The following is a 22,343-nucleotide window of genomic DNA, read 5'->3' as shown; positions in this document are numbered from 1 at the left end:
AGGGAAACCACGAGGGCATCCGTGGCGCGGTCCCGCCTGGTTGGATGAACGGCAGGCAGCCCCCTTGGACATCCCCGCCGCGAACCGGCGACACCCGTCACGGAGTGCTTCCCCCGGGCGCGCTCTCCGAGGAGCGCAGTTGGATGGTCAGCCTCGCCCGGGCACCACTGGGCTCGTAGTACGTCGTATAGGGCCAGTACCCCTGCTTCTTCACTTCGATTTGATGCAGGCCCGTCCCCAGCGTCAGCCCCCGGGGATTGCCGGCGTAGTCGCTGCACGCGCCCTGGAGCACGCCGTCCAGATACACCTCGGCGTCATCGGGATCACACCGCAGCACCACGTCTCCGCTCGTGCCCTGGGCACCAGCCATCAGCTCGCGCGCCCGCGCCATCGAGTCGGGCTCCTGCTGCCCCGCGCACCCCAGCAGTGACAGCAGGAACAATCCCGCGCCGTACCTCGGCCACCGTCCCACCCGCGCACCACTCACCCCATCACCCTGTCGACCTTCCACCGAAGTCCCCTGCCGCGCGGAACCGGGCCTCGGGAGCCAGCATCCGCGCTACTGCGTGACGATGACGACACGGCCCTCGGCCAGGAAGCCCGTGTTGACCTCTCCCAGCGTCTTCACGTCATCCGAGGCGAGCACCAGGTCGGAGCCCTTCAACCCGGTGGCCTTCACCACCATGGGCTTCTCTCCCACCAGCGCGGCCTTCTTCGCCGCATCCAGGCTGTTGAACCACGCGGCGACACCGGTGGACTCACGGACCTCGCTCGCGAGCGCACCCGCGCCGTAGAGCGCCTTGCCCGCCGCATCCAGCAGCCGGGGCGCGAGCACGGGCTTGAGCCCCAAACCTCGCGCATCCACCACGAGCCCCGTGTACTTCTTCGCGCCCGCGCTGTTGAAGACGATGGTCGCTCCCGGTGCGGGCACCACCAACGCGGACGTAATCGCCGCCAGCGGCACCTCCACATCCAGCTCCACGCCACTGTCCGAGAAGAAACGCTTGGCGACGACCTTGTGGCCGCGGACCGCCGTCTCCACCCGCTCGCGCACCTCGCTCCGCGCCATCTCGTCGCCGACGCTCCGCCCCGCGCTCAACTGCAGCGTGCGCACCTGCTCGAGGAGATTCTTGGACGCATCCTGCTTCGCGGAGCGCTCGGCCCCCAGGCGCGCCTGCCCCGGATTTGCCGCCTTCAAATCGGGAGCACCCGCCCCGGTCGCCCGAAGCACCTGCCCCTCCCAATTCACGCCCACACTCCCCACCGGACGGACAACCTCAACGGTGGGGACGGGCTTCGCCGCCTTGCCCTGGCCGAACGCCGACAGAGGCACGGCCAGCAACACCGCCCATCGCAAATGCCGCATGGAGCTCCTCCCGTCCTCACCCGATACCTTGGGTAGTCCCAGGGCAGAATGGCTGCCCATTCAAGGAGCCCGCCTCCTTGGAAGTCAAGACAACCTCCGAGGAGCAACGCGTCGCGTCAGTTCTCGCTGCCCGGGCGGCCGTGACGGTCGACGTAGGCGTCGATCATCTTCCGGTGCCGCTCGGTGAGGAGGGTGAACTTCACGCCGGAGCGCTCGCCGCGTTTGGCGGTGGACAGCTCCACCCACTCGCGTACGACTTCGCCTTCCGCGTAGATGATTTCTTCCGAGCCCGGGAGCTGGAACTGGAGGCCCACGCGCTTGGCCTCGTGCTGGGGTTCAATCAACCGTGCCAGACTCACCCCTTCCGGGCTGATGTCCGCGGCCCGCGACATGTACGGCACGCCGCCCATGTACTTGTTCAGGTAGATGTCGAGGGGCGCCCGCTTCGCCTTCCGCTTGTCGCTCATCGCTCCGTCGCCTCCGCTGCGTGCAACAGGTTGCTCCGGGGTTGAAGCAACCTGGATGCAGGGTAGAGGCAGGTGCTGAACTCGCAAGAAAACGACCCACCACTCCGTGCTGGGCGCGAGCGCGTGGGCCCTATATTCCAGCCCACATGATGAAAGGTGGAAGCATGCGAACGACGATGTGCATGGCGACACTCGCCCTGGTGCTTGGCACCACGGGAGCACACGCCCAGGGTGGCGGCGCGGCGAAGAAGTCCGAGCCCACCGCGAAGGCTCCCGCGGCCCCGACTCCTGCCGGGGAACTCTCCGAGGACGGAAAGACCATCTACGCGCTCGGCGTCAGCGTGGGGAAGGACCTCTCCCTCTTCGCCCTCACGCCAGAAGAAGTCCTCATCCTCCAGCGCGGCGTCGCCGACGGAATGGCGGGCACTGCCACCGTCGAGCCCAAGGAGTACGCGCCCAAGATTCAGGCGTTCGCGAAGTCGCGTCAGTCCCAGGCCGGCAACGCGGCGCTGGAGCGCGCGGCGAAGGAGCCCGGCGCGGTGAAGCTGCCTACGGGCGTCATCTACCGCGAGACGCAGGCGGGCAACGGCAAGAGCCCCCGCGTCACCGACACCGTGAAGGTCCACTACGAAGGGCGACTGGTGGATGGCTCGGTGTTCGACACGTCGGCCAAGCGCGGCATCCCCGTCGAGTTCCCTCTCAACGGCGTCATCGCCTGCTGGACCCAGGGCGTCGCGCGGATGAAGGTGGGCGGCAAGGCGAAGCTCACGTGCCCCGGCGCCACCGCGTACGGCGAGCGCCCTCCTCCGGGCTCGCGCATTCCGCCCAACGCCGTCCTCGTCTTCGACGTGGAGCTGGTGGACATTCCCGGCGACACGTCCCGGCGGTAAGCCGCGCGGCTCACTTCACCCGACGAATCCAGAAGCTCCCGGGCCAGTCCACGGGAGCGCCTCGATACGACGGGAAGGCCTGACGCAGTCGGTCCGCATGCGTCAGGTGCATGAAGCTGCTGCCCCAGAGCACCTCGAAGCTGTCATTGAAGGACAGGAACGCCTGGAGCAGGTACTGCTCCGTCCAGAAGCGCCGGTGCTCCAGCACCCAGGACCTGGGGTACTCCGCTGGCAGGAAGATGTCGTGGATGTGCACCACCACGCCCTTCTTCAACCGGGGCAGCAGCTCCAGGAACTCCACCTGGACGTCACTGCCCACCTTCAACACGTGGCTCGAGTCGATGAAGAGGATGTCGTTCTCCTCCAGCCTCGCCACCTCCGACAACGGAATGTCCTGCGCCTTCATCGGCTCCAGGCGCGTCAGCCCGGGGAATCCCGCGCGCAGCACGTCGCTCGGGTAGGGCTCGAACGCCACCAGCTCACACGCGGGCGCGCCGTGTGACTCATTCACCCGGCACGCTTGCGCGGCCAGTCGCGTGGACCAGCCCGAGCCAATCTCGAAGAGCCGGCGCGGTTTGAGTTCCCGCACCAGGCAGTACAGCAGCTCCGCGTCCACCGTCCCGAACGCGCTGTTGTCCAGGTGGAACTCGTGCGGGACGCCCGTGGGCTCGCGCGGGAAGGCCGTGTATTCGTCGCGATACTGCGTGGAGAAGCGCTCCAGGAGTTCGAGCTGCCTGGACTCGCGCAGGTCCACGCCCACCAGCTCCGAGCGCGCGCTCCAGAGCGACTCCGGCAGCGAGCTTGTGTCGGGGATGGGCTGATAGAAGTGGTTCGGCGTGACGTGGTAGCCGCTCCGCTCGAAGACCTGGAACAGCCGAGGGTCGTCGAGCAGCCCGAGCCGCCGACCTCCGTTCACCAGTCCTTGGGCCAGCAGCTCCTTGAGTCGACGCTTGATGGGCATGTGCGGCGCGCAGCCTACCACCGCGTGGGACTACGGCTTCCCCTTCAACGCGGCCTCCGTCGCCCGCAGCAGCGGCTCCGCGCTCACCGGTGCGCCCGTCGCATGCGTCATCCACACGTCCGGCGTCACCGAGCCATAGGTCGCCATCCGCTCGAACTCCGCGCCCAGCGGCCCCTTGCGAGACAGGTGTTCTTCAATCTGGAACGCGATGAGGTGCCCCAGCGGATAATCCGGCAGGTACAGCGGGTAGCTGATCATGTGGCTGTAGATGGCGAGCAGAGTGGTCCCCTCGCCCCCCAGCACCGGCGCGAAGTAGCGGGCCCACACGTCGCGGGAGATCGACACCACCGCCTCACGCAGCTCCGCGGCGGTGGCCTCCGGATGCGCGTACAGCCAGTGCCACACGCCCATGTCCACCATCGCGATGCCCGAGCGCTCCCACGTCTGCCAGAAGTCGCCGAGCACCCGCTCCCGCTCGCTGGCCGCATCCGGCTTGCCCAGCCCCAACAGCTCCAAATCCCGCGCCTGGAACACGAAGGCCAGCGCCTCCGTGAAGGCGTTGTTGGGGACACCCGTGAGCAACGTGTGGTCCACGCCGTAGAGACTGAAGGCCTGCTCCACGTTGTGCCCCAGCTCGTGCACCGCGATGTTGTAGCCCTTGTAGCTCATGCCCTCCTTCTCCACGCGCGTGCGCAGCCGAGGGAAGTCCCCCCTGCGCATCGCCTGCTGGGCATGTCCCGCCCCCCGCGAGGCATCCACGCGGATGTGCGCCGCGAGCCAGTCCGCCTTCTGCGCGCTGAACCCCATGCCTCGAAGGATGCGGGGCATGTCTTGCGCAAACGCCTCCGCGCTCGGGTAGCGCTGGCGAGTCAACGCATCCAGCTCCGACTCCGGCCGCTGGGAACCCGGCTTGAAGCCCGCATACCAGACGTCCTGCGGCTCCAGCTTCCGGCCCAGCCTTGTCTCAATCTCCTTCGCCACACGCGGCACCAGCGGGGACTCCAACACCTGCGTCAGCAGCGCCTTTACCCGCTCCTCGGGCAGCTCCCGACCCAGCTCGAAGGCGCGAGCGATGCGCGTGGGCGCCACCGGCACGTACGGGTCCGCCCTGCGCGCGGCCTGGAAGATGGCGAGCAGCCGCGCGTAACGCACGTCCTGCTCCCGCGTCGCGTCCGCCTTGGCTTCCTTCGATGGCGCATCCGCCTTCACCGTGTCCGCCGGCGCCACCGTGACGACGTTGGTGTATGGGTTCCAGTCCAGCCTCGGGTTGTCGATGACGGCCGCCGGAATCGTCTGGGTGATGATGCGCTCCATCACCTGGACGATCATGCGCTGCTTCTCGCGCCCTCGCGGGTCCGCGTAGTCCGCCTTCAGCTCGTCGCGCAGGTTCCAATGGCTGATGAGCCGCAGCCCCTTCGGGAAGAGCCGCTCGCCGCGCTCGTCCAGCAGGTGGTGCATCCACACGTTGTACTCGGCGATGTAGAGGTTCGCCGCCGCCACCTCACGCGAGGACTCCTGGGCGATATCCGCGGGAACCCGCATGCTGAAGCGCCCGGCGAGCCTCGCCTCCGCCCACTGCCTGCGCGTCCACGTGGGCCCCTTCTCCGTACGCTCCGACAGCGTCGTCAGCGGGAAGTTGAGCAGCACCACGAAGGCGACCTTCGCGCGGAACAGGTCCTCGGTGACGTGCGAGGACGGGTCATAGGCCGCCACCAGCGGCTCCACCGGCAACAGCGGCCCCAGGTCCAGGTCCGTGTACCACTGCGTCTCGCGCCCCAGCTCGAGCATGTGCCCATCCAACTGCTCGAACAGCCGCTCCAACCGGGCGAACGTCGCGTCCAACACCCGCGCATCCGACACGAACTGCTCACTCACGAAGACAGACAGGTCTCCGTCCTCGGCCCGCCATTGCAGGGCGACCTGATCGACGCCCCGCTCGATGCGCTCGCGCGACGCCTCCCCATGTTTCGCCACGAGTCCGGCCTTCACCGCCGCCAGGTCGAACGCGGGCTTCATGGCTCGGGACTCCTCCGGCGCAATGACAGGGGGCCGTGCGGGGGTGGCACATCCCAATGCCAACAACAGAGGCCAGGAACGGACGGCGGAAACGAAGCGTGGCTTTGAAGAGGACATGGGCAGGCACCAGAAAGCACGAAGGGCCCGACCTTGGCAGGCCGGACCCTCATGATGCATCCAGGAAGTCGTTGCGAACGACGTCGGGAATCAGCCAGCGCGGACGTTCTGCGCCTGCAGACCCTTGGGGCCGCGGGCCACTTCGAACTCCACCTTCTGCCCCTCCTGGAGGGTGCGGAAGCCATCCATGTTGATGGCGGTGTGGTGGCAGAACACGTCCTCACCACCGCCGTCCTGGGTGATGAAGCCGAAGCCCTTCGCATCGTTGAACCACTTCACGGTACCAGTAGCCATTCGATTTCTTCTTCTTTCGTCACGGACGCGAAAATCCGCCGTCCGGTCCTACCGAGCGAACCCTAAAGGACCCGGGGAATCTATGCGGCCTTTCCCCGGGAAGTCCACTTCAGCACGTTACCAGCCGCACTTCTGACCCTTGTTCTGGGCCTTCAACCACTGGCGCAGCGGGCTGAAGTAATCCAGCAGTGGTGTCGCATCCATCTTCCGCGTTCCAGTGACGACCTGGAGCGCCTCCGGCCAGGGCTTGCTCGCGCCCAATTCCAGCATCGCCTGGAGCCGCTTTCCGGCCTCCTTGTTGCCGTAGATGGAGCACTCGTGCAGAGGGCCCTTGAAACCTGAAGCCTCACACAGCGCCTTGTGGAACTGGAACTGGAGGATGCGGGCCAGGAAGTACCGCGTGTAGGGGACGTTCGCCGGCACGTGATACTTGGCGCCCGGGTCGAAGTCCTGCTCGGAACGAGCCACCGGCGCGCCCACGCCCTGATACTTCTGGCGCAGCGTCCACCAGGACTTGTTGTAGTCCGCCGGCTTCACCCGGCCGGAGAAGACCTCCCAGCGCCACTGGTCCACCAGCAGGCCGAAGGGCAGGAACGCCACCTTCTCCAGCGCGTCCTTCATCTGGAGGTTGATGAGGTTCTTGTCGTTCTTCGCCACTTCCTTCAGCAGACCGACCTGCTGGAGATAGGCGGGGGTAATGGACAGCGTCAGCGCGTCGCCAATGGCCTCGTGGAAGCCGTCGTTCGCGCCGGCCTGATAGAGCACGGGCAGGTTGTAATAGTACGTGTAGTAGTAGTTGTGACCCAGCTCGTGGTGGATGGTGACGAGGTCCTCCTCGGTGGGCTTGATGCACATCTTGATGCGCAGGTCGTTCTCGTACGTCACGTCCCAGGCGCTGGCGTGGCAGACGACGTCCCGGTCCTTCGGCTTGGTGAACTGGGAGCGCTCGAAGAACGACTCCGGGAGCGGCTTGAGGCCCAGCGAGGTGAAGAACTTCTCACCCAGCCGCACCATCTTCAGCGGGTCGTAGTCCTGCTTCTTCAGTTCGGAGTCCACGTCCAGGCTGGCCTGACCGGGGAACGGCTCCACCAGGGGGTAGATGTTGTTCCACTCCTGGGCCCACATGTTGCCCAACAGGTGCGCCGGAATGGGCTTGCCCGAAGGAACCTTCTCCGCGCCGTACTGCTTCGCCAGCCGGCCCCGCACATAGCAATGCAGGTCGTCATACAGGGGCTTCACCTGGCCCCACAGGCGCTGGGCCTCCTTCTCGAACTCGGCGGGCTGCATGTCGTAACCGGAGCGCCACAGCGTGCCCAGGTCGTTGAAGCCGATGTCCTTGGCGCCGTCGTTGGAGATGCTCACCAGCTGCTGGTAGAGCGGGCGCATGGGCTTGGAGATGGAGTGCCAGCCCTGCCACGCATCCAGCAGCGCGTTGTAGTCACGGCTCTCCGCCATGACGTCCGACAGCTCCTCCAAATCCCTGCACTTGCCCTTGCCGTCGGCGCCGCAGTACTTGCCCTTGCCGTAGAGTCCTTCCAGCTTCGCGGCCGTCGTCGCCAGCTCCGCGCGCTTCTTCGCGTCCGAGGGCGCCGGCAACGCCTGGGACACGCGCAGCAGGTGCAGCATGCGCGCGGTGTCCGCATCGAGCTTCAGGCCGTCGAAGCGGCGCGAGTCCTTGATGGCGCCGTTGACGTAGCCGAGCACCTCTTCGTTGACGTAGGCGGCGTTCCGCTCGGTGTCATCGGTGATGTACGTGGACTTGATCCACTCGGCGGTGGCCTGTTTCGTCCATAGCCGCTTGAGGTCCGCGTTCACCTTCTCGGCGAACTGCTTCGCCTCCTCGGGCGTGGCCTTCGCGGCGGGCGCCTGGGCAAAGCCCGGGACGGCGGTCAGCACCATGGCCGCGAGGGCCGAGCGCAGCAATGACTGCGGAAGTCGGGTCCGTTTCATGGGGCGGACCGTAGAGGAACCGCCGGCCAATGACATCCCGAAAGTAGGCCCTCAAGCACCTGCGCGTCCCTCCCACCACGTCGGCGTCCGGCCTCGTCACCGACTGACGCAACGCGAAAGCGGCATCGAGCGCCCCGGACGAAAGGGACGACACGCGCCCCAGGGCCCGCCCGTGGAGCAGGCGAGTCCCCTGCCCTCTCCCTCCCGAGTCCCCAGGCCGCGTTACAGCTTTGAAGCCATGCTGCTTGGACACACGAAGGACCCGACCTGGCCCGCGCCCGAGGACGCACTCACCGAGGCCCGTCGCTTCATGGAACAACAGCGAGGGAAGCGGGTGCTCGTGGTGCCCCACTCGGAGGTGGATGGGCTCGCGTCCGGCGTGCTCATCGTCCGTGCCCTGGAAGCGCTGGGTGCATCCGGCGCCCTCCGCGTGCCGGGAAAGGGAGAGCATGCCCATTCGCCAGGGTTCCTCGAGCGGGTCCGCGCCTCCTCGCCCGAAGCCCTCATCGTGCTCGCCATGGGCAGCCGGGCGACACCTCTCCTCCCCACGCTCGTCGTGGACCGTCATCGAGACACCGAGCCGCTTCCCGCCGAGGTTCGGCTCCTCTCCGCGCACGGCCATGAGCCCGCCGCGAGCACCAGCCTGCTCACCTATGTGCTCGTGTCACCGCTCGTCGTGCCCGGGCCGCTGGAGTGGCTCGCGGTGCTCGGCTCGGCCGGCGCGCTCGGCACCGACGCGCCCATGCCGTTCCTCAAGGACGCGCTGCGACGCGCGAACCGCAAGGCCGTGGTGGAGACGGTGTCCCTGGTGAACGCCGCGCGACGCTCCGCGCGCTTCGCCGCACCCAGGGCGCTGGAGGTCCTCCTGCGCGCACGCAACGCGAAGGACGTCGCGGACGGCCACGTGCCCGGCGTGGACGAACTGCGCGACTGCCGCCTGGAAGTGCGTCGGGAAGTCGAACGCTGCGCGAAGACACCTCCACGCATCGCGACGAACGTGGCGCTCCTGCTGTTCAGCTCCGAGGCCCTGGTACACCCCCTGGTGGCCGTGAGGTGGGCGCAGCGCCTTCCCGAGCATCTGGTCATCGCCGCCAACACGGGCTACCTGCCCGGGCGCGTGGACTTCGCGCTGCGCAGCCAGGCGACCCGAGACCCGATGACCCTCCTCCAGGGACTGGCGCCTTCCGCGCTGGGAGACGCGCTCACAGCGGGCCACGCCCACGCCACGGGTGGGAGCTTGTCCCAGCCCGACTTCCTCCGCTTCGCGGAGGCCGTGGGCCTTCCAGGACTGCGCGCTCAAGACGTGGAGCGGCGAGGCGCGTTCCCGGGCTGATGGGATATGACAAGGGCCGTGCCACTCAAACACGCCCTCGTCGTGCTCCCTTCGCTGCTCGCGCTCGTGTCGCTGTCCGCGTGCGACTCCTCGGATGACGGGGAACTTCGCGGCTGCGAGCAATACAGCTTCCCGCTCTCCGCGCAGACCTCGTCCGGCCACCTGGCCGTCTGCGACAGCCCGGCCTGCGGCAACGGAGAGAATCCACCGAACTCCGGCCCGCACTGCGGCAACGTGGCGCGCTGCGGAGTCTACGCGGAGCCCGTGTCTCGCTGCCTGTACGTCCACAACCTGGAGCACGGGCACGCGGTGTTTCTCTACAACTGCCCCGACGGCTGTCCCGACGAGGTCGCGAAGCTCGAGGCCGCCGCGGCCAGCGTGCCCACGGGCGCAAACGGTGTGCGCCGAGCCCTGGTGGCGCAGGACCCGCAGATGCCCCAGCGCGTGGCCGCGTTGCTCTGGCGACGCACGTACCTGGCGGACGCCGTGGACCCGGAGGCCCTTCGCTGCCTCCTGGCACATCAGGACTCGGATGCCCCCGAGCCTGGCCTTGCCTGCCCGGGCCCGTGAAACCTCGCGCATGACTCCTCGCTCGGAGCCCATGAGTGGCTCCGGCGGATGACAGTTGCCCCTCGCGGCGCGGGCCACGAATGCGGGGGCTCGCCCGTCGGTACGGAGGGCAGGCGTCCCGACGCTGGGTGCGGGCAACCGGTTTGTCGACTGCCAGCCATTTGTAGTCAGGGGCATGAAACCAACGCTCCGACGAAACCTCGCCGTGCTGGCGTTGGCGTGGCTGACAGCCGCCGTGTCGCCCGCCCTCGCTCAATCACAACCACCGGGTGTGAAGGGCCCCGTTCCCACGGGGATGCCCAATCGCCTCGCCGTGGGACTCTTCGAGGAAGCAGGTCAGAACTGGATGCGAGACAGCGGCGTCCCCTGGGACGTGCGCTACCGCTACTTCACCAAGGGCTGGGTGGACAACTGGGGTTGGGGGCAGCCCGATGGAAGCTGGGGGAAGGCCTTCCTCGATGAGTCCAAGACCCAGGGCTTCCTCCCCGCGCCCGTCTTCTACCAACTGTTCGCCGAGCCGGGCGGTGGTGAGGGCGAGTCGCTCGCCAAGGTGCAGAACGCGGCCACGATGCGCGGCTACTTCGGCGACCTGAAGATTCTGCTCCAGCGCGCGAAGGAGCTCGGCAAGCCGGTGCTGCTTCACATCGAACCGGACGCCGTGGGGCTCCTCCAGTTCCAGACGAACTCCAATCCCAACGCCTATGCCGCGGTCGCCGCCACGGGAATGCCCGAGCTCGCGAGCCTCCCCAACACCGTGGCCGGCTGGGGCCTCGCCTTCCTCCAGCTCCGCAAGTCCGTGGGCGCCAACAACGTCATCCTCGGCATCCACATCTCCGCGTGGGCCAGCGGCAAGGACATCTCCTGCTGCTCCGTCACCGACCCGCTCCAGCCCGAGGTGGACAAGGTCGTCAACTTCCTCAAACCCCTGGGCCTTGGAACCAACGTGACGGGCGCCACCTACGACGTGCTCGTCGGAGACCCGCTGGACCGCGACGCGGACTTCTACAAGCTGACGCGGGCCCAGGACGTCTGGTGGGATGCCAGTGACAACGCCTCCATCTCCTCGCGCTCCTTCAATCGCTACGCGCAGTGGTTGACGCTCATGAACCAGTCCACCGGCAAGCGATGGGTGCTCTGGCAGATTCCGCTCGGCAATTCCCAGCATCGCAACATCAACAACGACGGCAGCACCCGCGCGGGCTATCGCGACAACCGCACCGAATACTTCTTCGGCACGAGCGGCGACGCGCACCGCCGCAAGTTCGCCAACACGGGCGTCATCGCGCTCCTCTTCGGCGCGGGCGCGGGCGGACAGAGTTCGTATCCGAATGACCTGGGCGCGGATGGACAGCCCTACCTCAAGACTCACGCGGCCCCGTTCCTCCTCGCGGGTGGACTGACCCTCCCCGCCACGGGCACCACCCTCCCCGGCGCGGGAGGAGGCGCTGATGGCGGCTCGGGTGGAGGGACCGACGCGGGCACCGACGCCGGGACGCGCGACGGCGGCTCGGATGGCGGAACTCGCGACGGCGGTTCGGGTGGCTCCGACGCCGGGACGAACGACGGCGGCACGCGCGACGGCGGTTCGGGTGGCTCCGACGCAGGGACGAGCGACGGCGGCAGCACGACTCGCGGCTACGGCTTCGAGTCCAGCACCGAGGGCTGGTCGTCCTCGGGCGCCCCACTCAAGGCCGCGACGTCCTCCACGGCGCGAGCCCAGGCGGGGACGCGCTCACTCGCGGTGCCCTTCAGCGGGACCTCGGGAACGGGCGTCGTGTCCGTCCTCACCGCCCCCGTTCCTCGCGGGGCGACCGTGACGTTCCGCGTCTGGATTCCCAGCGGCAGTGGCATCACCGCCATCCAGCCCTTCGCACTGGAAGGAGAGCCAGGCGGCTGGCGCTACACCGGGCGCTGGACGGCGATGGGCAGCCTCCAGACGGGAACGTGGAACACCGTGACGGTGGCCCTGCCCACCAACAGCACGACACCGCTCTACCAACTCGGGGTCGAGTTCACGACGAACAGCGGATGGACGGGCACCGTCCACCTGGACGCCATCACCTGGTAGCACCCCAGGGCTCGAGGAGCCGAGCCCGGCGGGACCTCCCACCGCGCGCTCGCTCCCGGCCCGACAGTCTTCCTCCCCGACAGGTCCGAGCAACGACACCCGCACCCCGCTGTGTCTGCGGGGTGCCGCCGGGCTTGCCTCACGCCACGTCCCGCAATCAATCACAAGCAAACCCCGCAATCGAGCCCGACATGCGGGCAATCCATCTCCCCTGGCGCGAATTTAAAAAACAATCATTGCCATGCAGATCGACGAACGCCCCCCTAGTCTCATCGCAATGAACACATCCAATCGCGGGCTGACCGGCTACGAAGTGGTCCTGAATGCATTGAGCGCCTGGGGTATCACGACCTGCACGGGCGTCACGGGAGGCGGCCTGCTGCATTTCCTCCGGAACCTGGAGCCGCATCCCGGCATGGCCAGCTCTCCACCCGACGGTGCGCTGCGCCTCTTCACCCTGGGGGAGTACGCCGCGGGCTTCGTTCCGCTGGGCAGCTATCTGGCGACCGGAGCGCTGGGCTGCTGTGTCGCCACGACGGGCGCGGCGACGAAGCTGCTCTCATGCGGGCTGACCGACGCCAAGCTGCACGACATTCCCGCCGTCTTCCTCGTCCCCATCTCGTCGGCGACGGCCGAAGGGCGCAGTCCCATCCAGGACACCTCCGCGCTGGGCAACAACATCATCCCGCAGCTCCAGGCCGAAATCCCCCAGGGCGTTTTCGTGCTCGACCAGCCGGGGACCATCGTCCAGCAGCTCCTGCAGGCCCAGCACAGACTCCAGCGCTACAAGCCCATTGTCCTCGTCATCGAGCCTGGCGTCCTCAAGCGCCCCACCGGCATGGAGCGGTGCCACTTCTCCGCCATCCGTCCCGCCAAAGCCAACCCTTCCCAGGTCCAGGAGCTCGTGGAGTCCATCCGCTCGGAGCTCGACGGGCGCCGGGTCATCATCCTGGCCGGAGAGGAGCTGGCGCGCGTCCCCCATGCCCAACGACTCACGACACGGCTGTCCCAACAGCTGGGCGCACCGCTGGTCTGGAGCATCAACGGCGCGAATGGCGTCGAGCGCGGAAACACGATGGGACATGGCTACATCTCCTTCGGAGGAAATGACGCGGCCATGGCGGTGTGGAAGAGCATTGGCGAGGACGACGTGCTGCTCGTGCTCGGCGCCTGTCCGGACGAGTACACCGTCAATCTGGAGAAGTTCCAGGCCGGCCATACCTTCGTCATCACCTCCATCGAGGACGGCTACGGCCAACACAATGGGAGCTTCGCCCACCGCGCGCGTCATGCCTTCCGCCAATGGGTGACCCCGCTGGAGAGCGCGCTCCACTCGCTCGTCGAACACCTGGAGAGCCATCCGCCGCGCCCCCTGCGCACCCGCCCCGCCCCTCCGAACCTCAACACCTCCGAACGCAAGCCGCCTCGGCCCGGCTTCGTGGACATGCGCCAGTTCTTCAGTCGGCTCGACTCCCTGTGGGCCCCCAACACCCTCGGCTTCGATGACGTCTGTCTCTCCTACAAGGATCGCCAGTACGTCACCCAGCGCCCCCACCCCAACACCCGCTTCTTCTCGCTCTACCGGGGCTCCGCGATGGGCAACGTCCTGGGCTTGAGCATCGGCGCGAAGCTGGCCACGCCCCAAAGCCATGTCGTGGGCTTCACGGGAGACGGCTGCTTCCGCCTCTTCGCCGGCTGTCTTTCCGAGGCCAGCGCCCTGGACCTGTTGCTGTTCGTGCTCGACAACGCGAGCTACGGCATCGTCGAGCAGGCCCTGCCCACCATCCTCCCGGACGTGGGCCCCTCCCGCCATCACACCCAGCTGACGCGGATGGACTTCGGCGAGATGGCGCGCGCCTGCGGTTGGGCGGCCTTCGACTTGAAGCCCGACCTGACCAACCTCGAGGAGATCCTGGGTCTCCACCGCGAGCAGTCCGGCAAGTCCATCCTCGTGACGGTCCCCGTCGATACCGAGCAGGTCCTCGGACTCAATCCACGCGCCGGAAACCTCTGACCTCTTCTCCCAAGGAGCACACCCGATGAGAGAACAGCGTATCGTCCTGCCCCTCCTGAAGATGATGGATGCGTCCTACCAGCGGAAGCGTGGCAAGCCGCTGGGCGTCGGCTTCTGTCCCCCTCACCTGGAGGGAGCGCCTCCAGAAGCCCGGCTGGAATGGGTTCACACCCAGGCCCCGTTCATGCTGCTCGCCCAGGACGCGAGCGAGGACCCGCTCTACCTCTACACCAACGCCTCCGCCTCCCAGCACTTCGGCTACACACCCGAGGAGTTCCTCTCCACGCCCGCCCGGCACAGCGCCACTCCCGAAGGGCAGGAGGACCGCGACGCCGCCGTGAAGGCCACGTACGAGAAAGGCTCCATCCTCGGCTATACGGGCGTCCGCATCACCAAGGGCGGAAAACTCTTCCGGATTCGCGATGCCGAACTCTGGCTGCTACACGACGAGGCCGACAGGCTCGTCGGCCTGGGCGCCCTCGTCTGGCCCGGGCCTCTCTAGAGCCCTCGGAATCCCCACCGGGGAGCGCAACTATTTCCGGACTTCAGTGTTTTTGTTCCCGGGGGAGTCCTCTCCCCCTTCGTGGACCCACTGAAGGAGTACCTCCGGATGATTCGACGCCTCACTCTCACCCTCGCCGTGTGCGTGGCCGCATGCGCACCCGACGAGGGCCCGCCCACCTCCCATACCCCACCGCTCGACGCGCCAGGACAACAGGAGCAGCACGCCGAGCCCCTCGAGACGCCCACCGAGCCCAACACCCTGCGCTTCCTGGAGCAGGCGACCTTCGGACCCCGGCAGGCCTTTGGCGCCCCGACGCCGCCCATCGACACCGTCGAGCACGTCATGACGGTGGGCATCCGTCAGGCCATCACCGACCAATTCGCCGCGCCGCGCTCCACCTTCGACGGCCTTGCGACGAAGGACCTGGGCTCGCAGTTCTTCTTCCATGCCGTCCATGGACAGGACCAGCTCCGGCTGCGCATCGCCTTCGCCCTGAGCCAGATTCTCGTCGTCTCCCAGAACGGCATCCCCAACGTCATGTCCACGCCGGAGCCCGAGCCGCGCGTGGCGATGGCCAGCTACCTCAACCTCCTGTCCCAGCGCGCGTTCGGCAACTTCCGCCAGCTCCTGGAGGACGTGACGCTGCACCCCGCCATGGGCACGTACCTGGACATGGCCAACAACCGGGCCTTCAAGCCCAATGGCCAGCCCATCGAGCCCAACGAGAACTACGCGCGGGAGATGCTCCAGCTCTTCACACTCGGCCTCCACAAGCTGAATGAGAACGGCACCCCGGTGCTCGACAACCTGGGCCGCACGACGCCGTCCTACACCGAGGCGCAGGTCCAGGCGTTCGCCCACGCCCTCTCCGGTTGGACCTATGCCGGCCCCACCTGCCCGACCATCGGCCGGACGAATCCGCCGACCTACGCGGCGCCGATGATGGACTGCGCGGTGAACCACAACAGCACGTCCAAGGAGCTGCTCCGGGGCGTGTGGACCACCGCCAACGGCACGCCTCGTCAGCACCTGAAAGAGGCGCTCGACAACGTCTTCGACGACCCGAACCTGCCGCCGTTCATCTGCAAGCAGCTCATCCAGCACCTGGTCACCAGCAACCCCAGCCCCGAGTACGTGCAGGACGTGGTCAACATCTTCAAGAACAATGGCAGCGACGTCCGGGGAGACCTGCGCGCGGTGATCCGCAGAATCCTCCAGCACGACGAGGCCCGGGGCCCCGTGCCTCCCGCCGCGCAGCTCGCGACCTTCGGCCACCTGCGCTCGCCCGCGCTCCACGTCACCACGCTCGTCCGCGGCCTGAAGGGAACGCTCGACACGACGGGCACGTTGGACCCCGGCGCGAAGCTGAGCTCCTGGAGCCAATCCATGGGGCAATACGTGCCCCAGCCTCCGTCTGTCTTCAGCTACTACCCGCCCAACGCGCCCGCCCCGGGAGGAGGAGGTCTGCTCGGTCCCGAGTTCGCCATCCTGGACACGGCCACCGTCACCGCGCGCGCCAATGTGACGCATGACCTGCTCTTCGCGGCGGCCACGGCCAACGCGGGCGTCCTCATCGACCTGGACATCCTCCCCGTCAACTCCAGCGACACCGTGCAGTGGCTCAACCGCTACTTCCTGCACGGCACCATGTCTCCGGAGCTGCGGGACATCGTCCTCAATGCCATCTCCCACCCGGATGCCGGCGACACCCTGCGCAGGAAGAAGCTCGCCGTCTACCTCACGTCCCTCGCTCCCGAATTCCAGATCCAGAGGTAGCCCATGAGCTTCTCACGACGACAATTCCTCCGTGGCACCTCGCTGGGCCTGGGATATCTGGCGGTCTCCTCCCCCATGCCCGGCTGGCTCGGGAACGCCGCCGCCGCGACGCTGTCCGGTTACGCCGGCTACCGCGCGACGGTGTGTGTCTTTCTGCTGGGTGGCAATGACACCAACAACGTCCTCGTCCCCCGGGACGCCGGCATCCACGCGCAATATCTCGACGCGCGCTCCACGCTCGGCATCCCCTTGAACGACCTGCGGCCCATCAACCCCGTGGGCCTGGCGCCGGGCGCCTATGGGCTCCATCCCTCGCTGGAGAAGCTCCAGGCGCTGTTCGAGCAGGAGCGCGCGGCCTTCGTCTGCAACGTGGGGCCGCTCACCCTCCCCATGCGCAAGGTCAACTACGAGCTGGGCGATGTGCCCCGCCCCGACAACCTCTTCTCTCACAGCGACCAGCAGGACGCCTGGGCCAGCGGCATCTCCAACCCCTCCACCGTGGACCTGCCCCCAGCGCTCGAGGGCAAGGCCACCGGCTGGGGCGGACGCACCGCCGACCGCCTCCACACGCACAACCCCGGTGACTATCCGGAGGTGACCTCCTTCGGCGGCAAGGCCCTGTACTCCGGCGGCGCCGAGCGACAGCCGATGATGGTGTCCTCCTCCGGCGTGCTCGAGATGAAGGGGACGTCCGACGCGGACTTCAACACCCTCCGCTCGGAGGCGCTCGCGGACATCGTGGCCCTGGACCGTGGCGTCACGCTGGAGGCCTCCTACGGTGGCGTCTTCACCACCGCGCAGACCTTCGCCTCCGCTCGAGCCACCGCGCGCGCCGCCGCGTGGGACGCGCTTCCCAACGAGGCGCGGCTCGACATCGACGGCTACTTCACCCCGCCGCAAGGCACGACGGGCTGGACGCTGCACACGCAGCTCTACCAGGTGATACGCGACCTGGTCGCCGGCGCCGTGCCGTCCACGAGCGGAGGGCTGGGCGTGCGCCGACAGATGTTCTCCGTGGGGCTCGGCGGCTTCGACACCCACGTGGGCCAGGACGCCACGCAGACGGCGCTGCTCCTCCAGGTCGACTTCGCGCTGGACGCCTTCCAGAAGGCGATGACCCGCCTGAAGACCGAGGGCGTCTTCGGAGTGAATCCTCCCCAGGCCACGCTCTTCACCATGAGCGACTTTGGCCGGACCCTGGCTGAGAACTCAGACAAGGGCTCCGACCACGGCTGGGGCAGCCACGCCATCGTCCTGGGAGACCGGGTGCAGGGCCGCCGCCTCCACGGCACCTTCCCCAACCTGGACCTGTCCGCCGGCGCCGTGAACAACCTGGACTCCGTCGACGCCAAGGGCCGCTGGTTGCCTTCACTCTCCGTGGACCAATACGGCTTTACCCTGGCGTCGTGGTTGGGGCTGAGCGGCGTCGCTGATCGCGACCATGCCTTCCCCAATCTCACCGACTACGTCGCCGCCGCAACCTCCGGAGGCTTCCCCGCCGCCGCGCGCGCCTACCGGATTCCGTTCCTCCTGCCGGACCCCTGAGCGACGGTTCTCAGAGGGGCGCGGGGTCACCTCCCCTTCATCCACCCCGCGCCCCTCGACCCCCTGCGTCACCTTGAGCCAGGGTCAGCAATGACAACCCGGAAATGGTAGGGCCGAACCGTTGTTTCGTGCCCTACCTGATAAACCCTTGAAACCGGAGTGTTCGCTAACATACTGTGCGCATGCGTTCATGTTTCGCATGAGCGCACTCATTTTCACTTGAGGGGGACATATCCATGGCAGCAGACGCAGCGGCGAACGTTTCCGACGCTTTGGCTACAGTGGACAACATCGCCATCCAGGTCGAACAGGCGCTGTACAAACTGTATCTGGCCGTGAGCGGTACGGGATTCAAGAGCATCACCGACAAGATTTCCGTCATCTGGACGCCGGTACGCAATGTACTGAGCTCGGTGCTCAAACAAGTCGAAGGTCTCATCAAGCCGCTGATGGATCCGCAGGTCGTCACGTCCATCAAGGACGTGCTGGAAGCGGGCCGAGACCTGGTGAACTCCACGCTGGACCTGCTGCCTGACTCCGCGCGGAACCTGGCGCTGACGGGACAGCGCTTCCTGAACATCATCGTCGACTTCGTGGGCGCGGGTGTCGAGCACATCGTCGCCATCGTCGACCTGCTGCTCAACGTGGGCAAGGCCATCATCGGCGAACTCTCCACGCTGGCGGCCACCACCATCGCCGCGCTGCGCAAGACGGGTGTGCAGATTCCCGCCACCAATCCCTGATTCAACCCCTGTCGTCTGTCGCATCTCCTGGTGTGTCGCGGGCGTCATGGCTCGCCGCCAGGAATTCCAGCGTGTCGTCACGGCCCTGCGCACGCTTTTCTCAAATCAGTGTCTATGAATAGGACCGTCCCCCATCAGGGGTGGGCGCAAGCCCAGGCACGCGGTCCAGGGAACCTGCACCCGGAGCAGGGATTTCCACCCCCTCGCTGGCGAGGGTCGGGGAGCGTATGGCCACAGGTCTCATCATTCCTGGTGTCCAGGTCACGGTCGTCAAGGAAGTGTTGCCCCAACAGCTTGCACCGTCTGGGGTTCTTGGAATCACAGGCTTCTTGGAGTCAGCCAACGGCAAGGTCGTCCGAGCCAGCAGCTGGTCTCGCTTCCTGGAGGTGGCCGGGCGCGCGAGCGCCTACAGCCTCCCGGAGGCGCGCCAGGCGCTGGACAATGGCGTCTCCGAGCTGGTGATTTCCCCCCTGCCCGCCACCGCGGGCACCGCCGCGACGATCGCCGTCGCGGCCGACAACAGCAAATATCCGCCGGGGCACGTCGGCGATAAGTTTGGCGCCACCTTCATCGCGAGAGTCCCAGGCCTGTGGGCCAACGGAATCACGCTGAAGGTCACCTACCGTGACAACATCGACCTGTCGGTGTCGTTCGACCTGGAGGTCACCCACCCCTCCAGCGGCTCGGTGGAGGTGCTGCGCAACGTCAACTCCGCGTCGCTGACCTCGTCGCTGGACACGTCGTCGTTCATCCGCATCGACACGACGAAGGGCGTGGGCTGGCCCACCGCGGGCACGTACACGCTGGCCACGGGCAAGGACGCCACGCCGGACGACTACGCCACGGCGCTGGGCCGACTGAAGGACCAGCCGGACGTGGACCTGGTGCTGGCCGCGGTGCAGGACTTCTCCGACCGGACCAAGCTGACGCGCATCTACGGCGACGTCATCAGCCACTGCAACACGCTGAGCAGCGAGAGCAAGGGCCGCCTCGGCTTCGGACAGGTTCCTCCCGCCGGGACGATGGCGGAGAACACGCAGCTCGCCGCCAACCTGGTCAGCGACCGGTTCGTGCTCGTCGCGCCTCACGGCACGGTGGGCGCGGTCGCCGGCATGGTGGGGAGCCTGGCGCCGCACCAGTCCCCCACGTTCAAGCGCGTCTCCGGACTGAACGAACTGCTGGTGGGCGTGGAGGACCAGAAGGCGCTGTTGCGTGCCTTCGTCGTCCCCGTCGTCACCGAGCGCGGTCGGGGCACCATCGTCGTGCGTGGCCTGACGACGGACGGAGATCAGATCAACGTCCGCCGCGTCGCGGACCGCGCGGTGCGCACGCTGAAGATGGTGGGCGACCTGTTCATCGGGTTGCTCAACAACGCCGACGGGCGCAGCGCCCTGAAGCAGAAGCTGGTGGAGGCGCTGGTGCAGATGCAGAAGGACGGCGCCATCGTCCCCTCCACCGACGGGAAGGATCCCGCCTTCAAGGTGGAGGTCTATTCCTCGCAGGCGGACTTCGCGCTCGGAATCGTCAGGGTCAACATGGCCGTCAGACCCGTCCGCGCCATCGACTACATCTACGCGACCATCACGGTCCAGGTCTGATGAAGGAACGCACCGATGCCAACGGTATTCTCAGCCAACCGTAGCAGCATCCTCGTCGACGGAGAGGCCGTGGACGGCCTCCAATCCATCGCATTCCGAGTGGTCACCGAGCGCGAGGACATTCGCGCCATCGGGTCCAACGAGCGCGTCGACGTCATCTTCGGCCTGCGCACCGTCGTCGGTGAGCTGGTCATCCGCTCCGCGGCCGTGAAGCTGGACACCCTGCTCTCCGAGCGCGGCAAGTTCCAGCTCGTGGCGAACCTCAAGCGCACCGAGGGCACGGACGACACGCGCACCCTGTCCTTCGACGACTGCTTCGTCGAGGGCAAGTCCTTCCAGATGGACGCGCACGGCAGCGCCGCCACGACGTACGCCTTCACGGCGACCCGCATCCGCGAGGAATAGTCCGTGAGGGAGTCGCCCGCCAGCTCACGCACGGAGTCCGGTGCGGCGCCGATCTCCCTGGAGATCGACGGCCGGACCTTCCACCTCCACCCCGGAGTCAACTCCGGGCCCCTGGAGGTGGAGTGCTCCACGGGCGAACGTCTCGCGCTCCATCCATGGAGCTTCGAGGCGCACCTGCGGGCGCTCGACCTTCATGCGCGGCTCGATGGCGCGGGACTGGCCTTCGACGCCGACGGTTTCGCCGCCGACGTGCTGCGGAACTCAGGGGTGCCGGAGTCGCTCCACGCGGAGCTGGCGCCCCTCGCGTTGTGGTGGGCCTCGGGCGGGGCACAGGAGCCTTCGCCCGGGACGCTTCCACCGGGATGGGTGCAGGCGGGAGCGGTGCGTGCCCGACTGCGGCCCTGGACGTTCTCCGAGCGCTCCCGGGCGCTCGAGGAGAGCCTGACGTCGCAGCCCGATGGCTCGAGGGAACTCAGCCTGGAGCGCTACCTGCGCTCGATGCTCTCCAGCTCCGTCGTGGAGCACTTTCCCACGGCGCCCCTGGAGACGCTGGATGGGGCCAGCACCGCCGCGCTGCTGGACGGCGTGGTCGCGCTCAACGCGGGGGACGAGCGCGATGAAGACCGCACGATGCGTGCCTCGGGCAAACAAGCCCGGGTCCTCGCGGAAGTGACGTTGAAGCTCTGTCGTGCCCTGGGGTGGACACCTTCCCAGGTCTGGGCAACCCCCGCCGCCGAGGTGGACCGGCTGCTCGCGATGTTGCAGCTCACGGAGCCTGGTGCTCCCGCCCCGGCCCCGACTTCGCGGCCGAGGAGACTCTCCGACTTTCCCGACGCGGTGGTCATTCAGGTGGAGGACGACTGATGCGCACGACGTTCACCACCACCGAGCTGACCTCGCGACTGGCCCGCCCGGCGTTTCGAGCACTCGAAGGTGTCGCCCGACAGCTCGGCGTCAAGCTTGCTCCTCATGCTTCGGAGCAAGGCGAGCCTTCACCTGACGAGGCGTCAGCGCCGACCTCCGGCAGCGATGCGACCACCGTGCGTCCCGGAGTGGAGGCACCGGCGACGGCTCGGCCCACCGGTCTCCTCTCGCCTTCACGGTCCAGCGGCGAGGTGGATGCAGCTCCGGGTCCTCATGGACAGCGCCCCTCCGGGCCTCTCGTCGCTCGACCTGAGCCCATCAGCGTCCCTTCGGCCCCTATCGCTCCCCGGTCCGTCGCGCCCTCGCGGCCCGCGGTGACGCCGGTCTCCGCATCCGAGGTCTCGAGGTCCGTGAGTCGTGCGCCCACGTCCGATGAGGGTCATTCCTCCTCTCCGGCGCACGACCTGCCTTCGTCCGGGAAGCGCGCCGGTGTTCCCCTCGCGAGCGACGCGCGAGTCTCCGAGCTGGCTCCCGGCGACGACACGCACTCGGTGAACTCCGGTGCGAGCCACCCGGTGAGGTTCGACGCAGCCACACTCCACGCGGGCGCATCGACTTCGTTGCCCTCGGAGTTCTCGGCGGGTCCGTCGAAGCGCTCGGGCATGGGGGACAGGAGCACGGACGAAGCGCCTGTCGCGGCGCGGACTCCGAGCGATGGCGTCGAATCAACAGCCAGCTCGTCCCCCCTGAGTGCCCCTCCGGAGTCGCTCGCCACGAGCAGCGATTCGTCCGAGGGACTCCGCGTCTCCATCAAGGCCACCGAGCCCCGGTCGCCCAAGCGACAGGTCGTGCGACTCATGC

General features: G+C 67.6%; 20 protein-coding genes. 12 read left to right on the top strand and 8 right to left on the bottom strand.

Translation table 11 applies throughout. The annotated features are described in order from the left end of the window. Positions 1-97 precede the first annotated feature (97 nt). From HUA76_RS23685 to HUA76_RS23675, 3 genes are all read right to left on the bottom strand, one after another. Positions 98-511, bottom strand: coding sequence for a PEGA domain-containing protein (locus tag HUA76_RS23685; protein WP_371823510.1), 414 nt, complete (start codon positions 509-511; stop codon positions 98-100). A 48-nt stretch (positions 512-559) separates the two neighbouring features. Further along, entirely contained in the window at positions 560-1,366 is an 807-nt protein-coding gene (locus HUA76_RS23680) for a hypothetical protein (RefSeq protein ID WP_141640615.1), read from the bottom strand. Positions 1,367-1,482: 116 nt separating this feature from the next. After that, positions 1,483-1,833 carry a PilZ domain-containing protein gene (locus tag HUA76_RS23675; protein WP_141640614.1) on the bottom strand — a complete coding sequence of 117 codons (351 nt, stop codon included), beginning with the start codon at positions 1,831-1,833 and terminating at the stop codon, positions 1,483-1,485. Between the two features lie 164 nt (positions 1,834-1,997). On the opposite strand from HUA76_RS23675, the gene HUA76_RS23670 reads away from it, so the two are divergent. Beyond that, entirely contained in the window at positions 1,998-2,723 is a 726-nt protein-coding gene (locus HUA76_RS23670) for an FKBP-type peptidyl-prolyl cis-trans isomerase (RefSeq protein WP_174462147.1), read from the top strand. A 10-nt stretch (positions 2,724-2,733) separates the two neighbouring features. Here HUA76_RS23670 and HUA76_RS23665 read toward each other — a convergent pair whose 3' ends face one another. From HUA76_RS23665 to HUA76_RS23650, 4 genes are all read right to left on the bottom strand, one after another. After that, the gene (locus HUA76_RS23665) at positions 2,734-3,684 is read right to left on the bottom strand and encodes a class I SAM-dependent methyltransferase (protein WP_174462146.1); all 951 of its coding nucleotides are present in this window, start codon (positions 3,682-3,684) and stop codon (positions 2,734-2,736) included. A 30-nt stretch (positions 3,685-3,714) separates the two neighbouring features. Continuing rightward, positions 3,715-5,700: a hypothetical protein gene (locus HUA76_RS23660; RefSeq protein ID WP_254614421.1), complete on the bottom strand. Its 1,986-nt coding sequence runs from the start codon at positions 5,698-5,700 to the stop codon at positions 3,715-3,717. 207 nt (positions 5,701-5,907) lie between these two features. Beyond that, the gene (locus HUA76_RS23655; RefSeq protein ID WP_141640610.1) at positions 5,908-6,111 is read right to left on the bottom strand and encodes a cold-shock protein; all 204 of its coding nucleotides are present in this window, start codon (positions 6,109-6,111) and stop codon (positions 5,908-5,910) included. Positions 6,112-6,228: 117 nt separating this feature from the next. Then, positions 6,229-8,061, bottom strand: coding sequence for a M2 family metallopeptidase (locus HUA76_RS23650; RefSeq protein WP_174462144.1), 1,833 nt, complete (start codon positions 8,059-8,061; stop codon positions 6,229-6,231). 238 nt (positions 8,062-8,299) lie between these two features. Here HUA76_RS23650 and HUA76_RS23645 point away from each other — a divergent pair, with 238 nt between their 5' ends. The 11 genes from HUA76_RS23645 (at position 8,300) to HUA76_RS23595 (ending at position 21,482) form a co-directional block, all read left to right on the top strand. Further along, positions 8,300-9,394 (top strand): DHH family phosphoesterase, encoded by a 1,095-nt coding sequence (locus tag HUA76_RS23645; protein WP_174462143.1) that lies wholly within the window; start codon positions 8,300-8,302, stop codon positions 9,392-9,394. A gap of 54 nt (positions 9,395-9,448) precedes the next feature. Further along, positions 9,449-9,964 carry a DUF3105 domain-containing protein gene (locus HUA76_RS23640; RefSeq protein ID WP_254614449.1) on the top strand — a complete coding sequence of 172 codons (516 nt, stop codon included), beginning with the start codon at positions 9,449-9,451 and terminating at the stop codon, positions 9,962-9,964. Between the two features lie 175 nt (positions 9,965-10,139). Beyond that, positions 10,140-12,032 carry a hypothetical protein gene (locus HUA76_RS23635; protein ID WP_174462142.1) on the top strand — a complete coding sequence of 631 codons (1,893 nt, stop codon included), beginning with the start codon at positions 10,140-10,142 and terminating at the stop codon, positions 12,030-12,032. A 277-nt stretch (positions 12,033-12,309) separates the two neighbouring features. Beyond that, the gene (locus HUA76_RS23630; protein ID WP_174462141.1) at positions 12,310-14,046 is read left to right on the top strand and encodes a thiamine pyrophosphate-dependent enzyme; all 1,737 of its coding nucleotides are present in this window, start codon (positions 12,310-12,312) and stop codon (positions 14,044-14,046) included. A gap of 25 nt (positions 14,047-14,071) precedes the next feature. Further along, positions 14,072-14,548, top strand: a complete 477-nt coding sequence (locus tag HUA76_RS23625; RefSeq protein WP_174462140.1) for an MEKHLA domain-containing protein — start codon at positions 14,072-14,074, stop codon at positions 14,546-14,548. A 108-nt stretch (positions 14,549-14,656) separates the two neighbouring features. Beyond that, positions 14,657-16,327: a DUF1800 family protein gene (locus HUA76_RS23620; RefSeq protein ID WP_174462139.1), complete on the top strand. Its 1,671-nt coding sequence runs from the start codon at positions 14,657-14,659 to the stop codon at positions 16,325-16,327. A 3-nt stretch (positions 16,328-16,330) separates the two neighbouring features. Next, entirely contained in the window at positions 16,331-17,872 is a 1,542-nt protein-coding gene (locus HUA76_RS23615) for a DUF1501 domain-containing protein (RefSeq protein WP_174462138.1), read from the top strand. A gap of 236 nt (positions 17,873-18,108) precedes the next feature. Beyond that, positions 18,109-18,615 (top strand): hypothetical protein, encoded by a 507-nt coding sequence (locus HUA76_RS23610; protein ID WP_141640603.1) that lies wholly within the window; start codon positions 18,109-18,111, stop codon positions 18,613-18,615. Positions 18,616-18,944: 329 nt separating this feature from the next. Next, a complete protein-coding gene (locus HUA76_RS23605) occupies positions 18,945-20,213 on the top strand; it encodes a phage tail sheath C-terminal domain-containing protein (RefSeq protein WP_246136933.1) in 1,269 nt (422 codons plus the stop codon). A gap of 15 nt (positions 20,214-20,228) precedes the next feature. Then, the gene (locus HUA76_RS23600) at positions 20,229-20,618 is read left to right on the top strand and encodes a hypothetical protein (protein ID WP_174455379.1); all 390 of its coding nucleotides are present in this window, start codon (positions 20,229-20,231) and stop codon (positions 20,616-20,618) included. A gap of 3 nt (positions 20,619-20,621) precedes the next feature. Then, the gene (locus HUA76_RS23595; RefSeq protein WP_174462137.1) at positions 20,622-21,482 is read left to right on the top strand and encodes a hypothetical protein; all 861 of its coding nucleotides are present in this window, start codon (positions 20,622-20,624) and stop codon (positions 21,480-21,482) included. Between the two features lie 439 nt (positions 21,483-21,921). Here the strand turns inward: HUA76_RS23595 and HUA76_RS23590 are convergent, their stop codons facing one another. Beyond that, positions 21,922-22,341, bottom strand: a complete 420-nt coding sequence (locus tag HUA76_RS23590; RefSeq protein WP_174462136.1) for a hypothetical protein — start codon at positions 22,339-22,341, stop codon at positions 21,922-21,924. Positions 22,342-22,343 lie beyond the last annotated feature (2 nt).

The sequence above is a fragment of the Myxococcus sp. CA056 genome, from assembly GCF_013336715.1.
In the GTDB taxonomy this organism is placed as follows: Bacteria; Myxococcota; Myxococcia; order Myxococcales; family Myxococcaceae; genus Myxococcus; species Myxococcus llanfairpwllgwyngyllgogerychwyrndrobwllllantysiliogogogochensis.
Note: the sequence above shows the minus strand (reverse complement) of the source record. Positions and strands in the feature narration are given on the sequence as shown.